Here is an 8706-nt window from a genome sequence, read left to right on the forward strand (position 1 = left end):
GTGATAGTCTGTGGAGCGAACGTAAGACCTCTTGCGCATGAGTCTATTGGGCAGTTGCGAAAAACCTCTCAGAGCAGTCGAAGAGGAAAGAAGCAGAAACCTAAATCGTGAGGTTTGGGAATCTCCCGGTAGAGTTCGTTAGAACGCGAGCGGGAGAGGATGTCAAGTGTAGCATGGCAATTACGCAGCGACTACTAATAGAAATGAGGTGTTTATGGGTCGTGCTTCAAAACTCAAGCAACAACGTCACCTTCAATCAGAACAGGGTACACACAGTACTCCCTCCAAACCTCAGTACCTCCTCTTTGAACCCAAAAGCAAGAATTACCTCGCGTCTTTAGAAGCGCTAGGAGGGATGCAACGGTTAGATTGGTGTCCTCATCCAGGGGGAGCCATGAAGTTTGCCACAGCCAGCCAAGCACAAGCTAAAGCCAAGCCGATTGTGAAATCCAGAGGGTACACCTTGCAAGTGATGGAACTGACTACAGAAGAAGACAAATTTCAAGTCAAGCCTGTTGCAGAGGTGAAGTCTTGAGTGTGTTTGTATTGTCTTGTCTTCTGCTGGCTGGAGAATTGAGTTCCAACCTGTAGCGTTTACGGCTGCGATTCAAACAAATCCAGGGGCAAATGACCGTACATTTCATTAATGCCGTCTTCGTAGGCAGACTGGCAAGATACTAATACTCCGCGATGGGTTCCTACGTAGGAATCGAGATAGCACAGGCCGCTTTTCGGGTTGAATTTGATATAAACTGACCCATCAATTGGCTCAAGGTCGCAGGGGGGTTGATAACCTAAAGCTTTGGCATAACTTTTGAGAGCAGATAAGCCTTGAGCCGCTGTATCCGCGCAAATCCCTAAGATTTGGTAATCCGAGTGTTCGGTGAGCAAAAGCAGCGCTTGACGGAGTAGGGCTTTTTCTGATTCCGAGTTCACAGATTTGTTTTCGATGCAGTTGAACGGCTTTAGAAGTTGTTGTGCTTCTTGAACAGTGAGAGGAGTTGAGTTTTGAGTAGGCATAGAAGCAAGGGGTAATGGGTAAGGCGGTAATGGGTCATGAACACTCTCAACCCATTACCAGTTAAGCAATAAAGGGGTCATTCGATTTTGGGTTTTGGATTTTGGATTGTCCCTACGGCTGAAAGTTAGGCGCTTGAGACCTTTTTGGTTTTTGGTCATCAAAACGGATTTTGTATCACACCCCTGCTTCTGGGCAAATTTTACCTGCCAAGGTTTACCCTAGAGAGTAATTTGGTAAACCTGATTCCTATGGTGTCCCTTGCCCGTAAAAACCTGCTCGAAGACATTCCTCGCTTCTTAGTCGCTCAAGCAGGAATTATGTTTGCAGTGAGTCTCGTGACCCTGCAAACGGGTATTTTTAATGGATTTACTCGCTCTACGGGGCAGTTAATTCATAATGCCGATGCTGATATTTGGGTGGCCTCAGAGAGTCAAGTCCAAATTGAACTGACGTTGCCAATTCCCCTATCCTATGTCCTTCAGGCTCGACAGGTGCCAGGTGTAGAGCTAGCTGAAGCATTGATTTTCAGTGGCGCAATGTGGCGTCGTTCCGGAAGCGAAATTGCATCGGTCAAAGTTGTGGGATTTGACCCCAATGGGCAATTGTTTACGCCAAAAAACCTTAAGAAAGGAAGTGTCAGTGCCCTGACAGAGCCTTACACGGCGATTATTGATAAGACGACCCTCGAATCTCTGGATATCAAAAGGATTGGTGATGTAGCTACTGTAAACTCTATACCCACACGAATTGTTGGCTTAACACAAGGCAACCGTGCCATTGTATCCAATCCTTTCCTCTTCACTTCTTTAAAGAGTGCCAATGTTTATCTAACATCTGGTCAGAAGTCTGATCTATCCTGCCAATTACCATCCGGTTCGCAGGAATTAGTCTGTACCAACACATCCACACGTTCCCCTCAATCGGGGACTCCGATTCAGCCTCCGCCCGTACCTGACAAGTTAGTTGCATCTGACTTGATTACTTACATCTTGATTAAAGCCAAGCCCGGTGAAAATTTACAGGCACTCAAGAAAAAACTAGAAGCAGCTTTGCCAAACACCCGTGCCTACACTCATGACGAGTTTATCCTGAAGAATCAAAACTATTGGCAGCAGAGAACGGGAGTTGGGTTTATTCTGGGTCTTGGTGCTGTTGTGGGCATCATTGTTGGTGTCATTATTGTGGGTCAAATTCTTTATTCCTCCGTCTCTGACCATCTCAAGGAGTTTGGCACCCTCAAGGCAATGGGGGCTTCGGATTGGACGGTATATGGTGTGATTATTGAACAGGCCATCTGGATGGCCATTCTGGGTTATCTTCCCAGTGTGGCTCTGTGTTATGGCGTAGCCACTTGGGCTTATGCGACTGAGGGTATTTTAATTTTAATTACTCCAGTCTCTGCGATCGCAGTTTTTGGGATAACGCTAGTGATGTGTGTTGGCTCAGCCATCTTTGCGATTCAAAAAGTCACCCGCCTTGATCCGGCAATGGTGTTCAAGGCGTGAGGAGTTATCTAATTTTGGATTTTGGATTTTAGATTTTGGATTGACTCTGTCATCTAAATTTTAGTGTCACTGATTGTTTGCAAACACGAAACAACTAACGACTAACAACTAATGTTGAGTGATGAGAGTTGGCCTGGTTTGCTAAATATTCAGCCAGTTGCCCTTCAACTTCATTCCGTACAATTTGGCGGTAATGGATGAAGTGTTCAATTAGGGCGCAGTTGCTCAGGTAAGGTACAAATACTCCTGGATTGCGCTGCATGATTGAGAAAAGTTGACGCCAAAACTGGAAGCGAGTGTTGCGCTTAATTCCTTGTCTCCAGAAGATGGTTAGCACGGCCTTCATTTCGACTAACTCCAGCATCCGGAATGGTACTTTATTCGGAGATGGCTTCATGTTCATGAAGTGCCGATAAACACGAGATAGATAGCGACTTGGTTCATACAGCTCCCAAAAACAGTTTACATACTCACGGGCAAGTTCTTCTGGCGATCGCGTCGGTACAAAGTTCATCAGTGCCATCTGGTGACCCTGGGTTTCCTTATTGTGTTCCATCAAGCGACCTTCCTTTTCCAACCGCTTCCATAAGGCTGTATTGGGCAGTGCATGGAGCATCCCAAACATGGCTTTAGGGATTGCCGTTGCTTCTACAAAATCAATGATGCGATCGCCTGCGCCAGATTTCTCACCATCAAAACCCAAGATAAACCCCGCCATCACACTCAATCCCGCCCGATTGATTTTCCCAACAGCTTCAATCAAAGAATGGCGTGTATTTTGGAATTTCTGAGTCAGGGATAGACTATCTGTGTCGGGTGTCTCAATCCCCAAGAACACAGCCGTAAAGTTGGCCTGAATCATCAAATCCAGCAATTCATCATCCTGCGCTAAGTCCACCGAGGCTTCCGTTGAGAGGCGGAAGGGGTAATCGTGTTGAGCCATCCACGGCCCCAATTCCCGCAGCAGTAGCTTCACATTGCGTTTGTTGCCGATGAAGTTGTCATCCACCATAAACACAGAACGCCGCCAGCCCAAGTCATAGAGAGTCTGCAACTCCGCGAGTAACTGCGCGGGAGTTTTGGTGCGGGGTTTGCGTCCATAGAGAACGATAATGTCGCAGAACTCACACTGGAACGGGCAGCCCCGCGAGAACTGTACCGACATTTCGGTGTAGGCTTTCAGATCCAGCAGGTCAAATCGAGGAATGGGTGTCGTTGTGACATCGGGCTTCTCACCGTTGGCGCGGATGACTCCTGAGGTTTCCCCTCGTTCTAGAGCCTCAACAAAAAGCGGTAGGGTAATTTCCCCTTCATCCAATACCAGAAAATCTACTCCTGCTTCCTGTGCTGCCTCAGGAACAGAGGTAACATACGGGCCACCTACGGCAACTAACTTACCGCGCCGCTTTGCCTCCCGAATCAGGTGCAGCATATCGGGTTTCTGGACAATCATGCCCGAAATAATCACCAAGTCGGCCCAAGCCCAATCCGCTTCTGTCTCAAACCGAACATTGCGGTCTACTAAGCGGAATTCCCAGGTTTGAGGCAAAATGGCGGCGACGGTAATTAGACCGAGAGGAGGAAGGGAAACTTTACGTCCAATCAGTTCTAGTGCTTTGTCAAATGACCAGAAGGAGGTGGGAAAGAGGGGATATAGAAGTAAAGTTTTCATACAATTTAGTTTTTATAGCGTTCCTATTTGGTTTGTGAACTTTACTTGTTTTAATTAACCATAGAGGCACTCCAGAACACGGAGAGAAGAGAGTTAAGAGGGTTTCATGACTTAATCAGGATTGCTATAGGGTTGTTAGTTATTAGTTGTTGGGAGTCATGCTGGGAGAACTGGCAATGAATCATCAACAACTAATAACTAGAAGGTTAATCTGACCGTTTAGACACTTTGGCTTTGAACCATGAGGTTCGTGGGTAGGGATTGGCGTAGGCTCTTGCCATAAAGATTGAGTGCGTTACCTCCCAACAGTAACGCTAGATGCTCTCGGTCATAGTCGGTAACGCTTGCGGCATCTTTGACACAGTTTTGCAGTACGCCGTCCCAGTGACCGTAGTCGCCTGAGAAGCAAGCTAAGCGCTTACCTACTTCCCCCATTGCTAGGTGCAGGTAACCAGGGCCTGGGTCGTCGGATTCAAATGATGTGAAGATTTGCCCGCGTTCAAAGTATTCTAAGGGGTCGCGGTGGCGGAGGTCGTAGTGTTCGTACAAGCTAGCATCCTCGATCTGAGTGGGGTCATGTTTGGCGTTCCACAACAGGTCAAAGAGGTTTTTTGCCTTACTGATGATGTTGATATTGTCTTTACCCCCCCTTTCCTGAATCATCAGCTTGGTGAATTCCATTAAGGATGGGCGATAGGGGTTCTTAGGGTCAAAGTCGCGGATACGCTTTTCCCAGTGTTCGTGGAAGGCGTGAGCGAGGTCGGGTAGCCAGCCACAACCGCCTTCTAGGAAACCCACCCTAAGTGTGGGGAATTGCTCAAATGCCCCATCAAAGACCATGCGTGCTAGGGCTAATTGTTGCTGGTTCCGTTGTACGAAGATATGGCTAAGGACAAAGGTTTCCATGTGATCCGCTATGCCACCCACCATGTAAGAACCGGGTCCGCCGTGAATGCCGAGGGCAATGTCTAAGTCTACGGCTGCCTGGAGGATGGGACGGAAGTCAGGATGGCTAATTGCCTTACAGGTGCGAATATCTGGGAACGCTTCAGGGGCTTTGGGATGGGGGATTGGCAGGTTTGGAGCAACGGCGACGCCAATCATGCCCAATTCGTTGACACAACGGTGCATTTCTGCTACCGCAGCGTCTACATCTTGTAGCGGTAGTACACCGATGGGTTTGAGGCGGTTATCGTAGCCCCGGCAATCATCGGCCATGTAGGTGTTGTAGGCACGGCAAAGTGCGATCGCCAAATCCTTATCGATAATGCTAGAGAAGATCAGATTGAGCGTGCCATAAATCACCTGGACATCAATGCCCTCCTGATCCATGTGTTCAATTCGCACGCGATTGAACATGGCACCCAAGGTTGTGTCTGGATGCAAGTTACGAAAGCCCCCTTTACCCAACCCTTGAGGTTGAGGGAACATGCGCATAAAGTCATTTTTCCCGGTTGCTGGATTGAAGTCTACGATTTTCGCCCGTTGGTCACCGAGACTATCAATCACTAGACCGATGCGATCGCGATACTCCGGTTCTATATAATCCCGCATTACCAGGGGATTTTCTAGCTTGTGGGCATCGGCATCGATCACTAACAAGCCTTGGTACATGAATACTCCTCAACTAATTCATTATGTTGGTGATCAATCGTCAATGGTTGGTCATTGTTGGAAGATGGCTAATTACCCATTACCCATTCCCAATACCTAAGCTTGCTGCTGGTGCTTGACATAAGTCCAAGCTTGACGGAAACCAAACCAATGGTCAAACGACCATGACATTGAAGCAAGGATGACCATACCTGGATACTTTCTAAAAGCTGGTTCATTCTTCTCAAAGAAAGCATGACCACCTAAAGCAAAAACTTGGGTTAGCACCAGGCAAATGAGTGTTAACCGCCAATCGTAAAACAGCAAGATTAAAGCTGCTATCGCCAGTAAGTTAGTGATGTGGTGCAGAATCTGGTTGATCGGATTCTGATGACTCGCAATAAAGTGGGCTTTAGCCTCCTGGAAATAGCTCAAATGAATTCTCCTACACCGCTTAACGCTTAGGACACTCTACCACCAGCGAAGTTGTAAATAACCTCGTTCCGGTTGGCTCAGTTCCTCTTGTGTCAGCCATTCCACCGACTTGTAGGTGCCAAACACATGATCCCACCAATCTACGGCCAAACCAAAATTGTGATGCCACATGCCGTACTTATGATGGACATAGTGAACGGGCATCTTCATCCAAAAGCACTTGGTCGGGTTTTCGTGCTGTAGCTGATGGGCATAGGCGGAAAACGCCGCAAAACTGACGCCTCCCAACAACCAACCGATTCCGGCATCCCAAGAGAAAAAAAACATCAAGCACATTACCACGAAGCTGCCTCTGACATAGTCTCGGAACTCCCACAGTACTCCCTGCCCCTCGTTGCGACGGTGGTGATCGCGGTGGCGTTCACCAATCCGAGGCGAGATATGCATCAAGCGATGCAGCCAGTATTCAACTAAACTCGCTAGAACAAATGCTAGAGCAAAGCAGGCAATTCCCACAGAAAGCTTTGCCAATGCGGTCATGAACTCTTTTCCTCACACTTTCTTCACAAAAACGTCTTTTGAACATTTTGACATCATCCTTAAGCCAGATGATGTAGCAACGTCAAACAAAATCCTCAGCGATCGGAGAATATTGGTGTTCTTCTGGTTTAATCGATATCTATCGCAATTTTAATGAATTGGTGTAAGACATAATGGCTAACGTATTGCTACCACTTTTGACAACGGTTGCTGAACAAGCTAGAGCGAACTTCGTGAAGAAAACTCGCCGAACATTGTCTGTACAAGAACAATTCTTACGTCGTTTATTGCAGGCTTATAAAATGACTGAATGGGGTCGCCTGTATGGATTGAAAGATATCAAAACCATTGACCAATTCCGAGAAAAAATTCCGGTTCTTCCTTACAGTAGCTATCAACCTTATACCGATCGCATTGCCCAAGGCGAAAAGAATATCTTAACACCCGATCCAGTTGTTTACTTCAACATGACAAGTGGCTCGACAAGCAGGGCAAAAATGATACCCATAACCCAGCGGTTTCAAAACTCCTTGGGATGGGCGAACCTGACCACTATCGGCTTTTTAGGTGAGGCGTTGCGATCGCGTGGGCTATCGTTCGGCAAATTGCTGATCACTAATTCACCCCAATTACTAGGGCGCACCAGTGGTGGCATCGATTACGGACCGGGCAGTACAGGTGTCCTCCGTATGGGCAAGTTCGTCTATGAACAACTCTTTGCCAACCCTTACGATACCCTAAAACCTGATGATAGTTTGGCACGCCACTATGTTTGCTTGCTATTTGCCCTGCGTGACCCGTTAATGCGAGGCATGGCAGCTAATTTTCCCATGCTCATCCTGCGAACTTGTACCTATTTAGAAGAGTACAGTGAAAACCTAATTCAGGATTTGGAAAGCGGAAAAATTGCTAATTGGCTCAAACTCGAACCCGAAATTCGCGCCCGATTAGAGAGACTTTTCAGTCCAGCACCCACCCGCGCCGCCCAACTGCGTGAAATCTTGAAGTCAGAAGGGCGGTTAACCCCCAAACTCGTCTGGCCGAAACTCTCCTACGTTGCTACGGCACGAGGCGGAACGTCGGATTTCTACTTTCAGCGATTCCCCAGCTACTTTGAGGATACACCTGGATTTGGAGCCGTTTATGCCTCAGCAGAAGGGACTTTTAGCATTTACCCTGACCTTAACAACGATGGCAGTATCCTGGCGATCGAGACAGGTTTTTTTGAATTTATTCCCGAAGACCAGTGGGAGGCAGAACACCCAAAAACTCTACTCGCGACTGAGGTTAAACCCGGAGAACATTACCGCATTCTGATGACCAACTATAGCGGTTTCTACCGTTACGATATCGGTGATGTTGTTGAGGTGTTGGGTTTCTACGAAACTGCTCCCCTACTCGTGTTTCGCTACCGTCGCGGAGGTCTACTCTCTTCGACTTCCGAGAAAACCACTGAGGCGCATGTTACAGCGGTGATGCAAGCTTTGCAACAAGAATTTGGCTTACCCCTAGAGGATTTTTGTATCACCTTATCGGAGAACGAGTTACCTGCTCGTTATCTGGTCAATATTGAAATTGCGCCCGATCGCACCCTGGAAAATCCCCAACTTTTCCTCCGTCGCTTTGACGATAAACTCAAGGAAATTCACCCCTACTACGAAGTCAAACGCCGCAATCTGGTGCCTTCCCCTTACCTACGGATTCTGGCAGCAGGAAGTTTTAGTATTGTGCGCCAGCGACAACTCAAGCGGGGAATCCCGGATTCACAGCTCAAATTTCCCCACATTAGCGAAGATCGGCAGTTTCTCGCTGGTTTAGTGGTAGAGCAGGAGGTGAAGTTGCTGAAAGAATAGACCTGTTGCTTGCATTCCAATCCTTGGGCAGGCGAGACCCCTAGCTCCACTAGCCCAAAGAACAACTGAATCATTGTTTGACTTTTG

Annotated in this window: 8 protein-coding genes; 3 read left to right on the forward strand and 5 right to left on the reverse strand. The window is 47.5% G+C overall.

The genetic code is table 11. The features are described 5' to 3' along the window. Window positions 1-214: 214 nt before the first annotated feature. Window positions 215-535 (forward strand): hypothetical protein, encoded by a 321-nt coding sequence (locus V6C93_RS29970; protein WP_333480336.1) that lies wholly within the window; start codon window positions 215-217, stop codon window positions 533-535. Between the two features lie 59 nt (window positions 536-594). Here the strand turns inward: V6C93_RS29970 and V6C93_RS29975 are convergent, their stop codons facing one another. Beyond that, complete coding sequence (locus V6C93_RS29975; RefSeq protein ID WP_333480337.1) at window positions 595-1020, reverse strand: DUF1824 family protein; 426 nt, start codon at window positions 1018-1020, stop codon at window positions 595-597. A 249-nt stretch (window positions 1021-1269) separates the two neighbouring features. On the opposite strand from V6C93_RS29975, the gene V6C93_RS29980 reads away from it, so the two are divergent. Further along, window positions 1270-2526: an FtsX-like permease family protein gene (locus tag V6C93_RS29980; RefSeq protein WP_333480338.1), complete on the forward strand. Its 1257-nt coding sequence runs from the start codon at window positions 1270-1272 to the stop codon at window positions 2524-2526. A gap of 94 nt (window positions 2527-2620) precedes the next feature. Here the strand turns inward: V6C93_RS29980 and V6C93_RS29985 are convergent, their stop codons facing one another. The 4 genes from V6C93_RS29985 to V6C93_RS30000 all read right to left on the reverse strand — a co-directional run bounded on the left by V6C93_RS29985 (window position 2621) and on the right by V6C93_RS30000 (window position 6766). Continuing rightward, a complete protein-coding gene (locus V6C93_RS29985) occupies window positions 2621-4198 on the reverse strand; it encodes a B12-binding domain-containing radical SAM protein (protein ID WP_333480339.1) in 1578 nt (525 codons plus the stop codon). 219 nt (window positions 4199-4417) lie between these two features. After that, window positions 4418-5812: an amidohydrolase family protein gene (locus tag V6C93_RS29990; protein ID WP_333480340.1), complete on the reverse strand. Its 1395-nt coding sequence runs from the start codon at window positions 5810-5812 to the stop codon at window positions 4418-4420. A gap of 96 nt (window positions 5813-5908) precedes the next feature. Beyond that, window positions 5909-6226 (reverse strand): Mpo1-like protein, encoded by a 318-nt coding sequence (locus V6C93_RS29995; protein WP_333480341.1) that lies wholly within the window; start codon window positions 6224-6226, stop codon window positions 5909-5911. Between the two features lie 36 nt (window positions 6227-6262). Next, the gene (locus tag V6C93_RS30000; protein ID WP_333480342.1) at window positions 6263-6766 is read right to left on the reverse strand and encodes a sterol desaturase family protein; all 504 of its coding nucleotides are present in this window, start codon (window positions 6764-6766) and stop codon (window positions 6263-6265) included. 173 nt (window positions 6767-6939) lie between these two features. On the opposite strand from V6C93_RS30000, the gene V6C93_RS30005 reads away from it, so the two are divergent. Continuing rightward, a complete protein-coding gene (locus V6C93_RS30005) occupies window positions 6940-8619 on the forward strand; it encodes a GH3 auxin-responsive promoter family protein (RefSeq protein WP_333480343.1) in 1680 nt (559 codons plus the stop codon). The last annotated feature ends 87 nt before the right edge of the window (window positions 8620-8706 follow it).

The organism is Allocoleopsis sp. (genome assembly GCF_036703385.1).
Lineage (GTDB): Bacteria > Cyanobacteriota > Cyanobacteriia > Cyanobacteriales > Coleofasciculaceae > Allocoleopsis.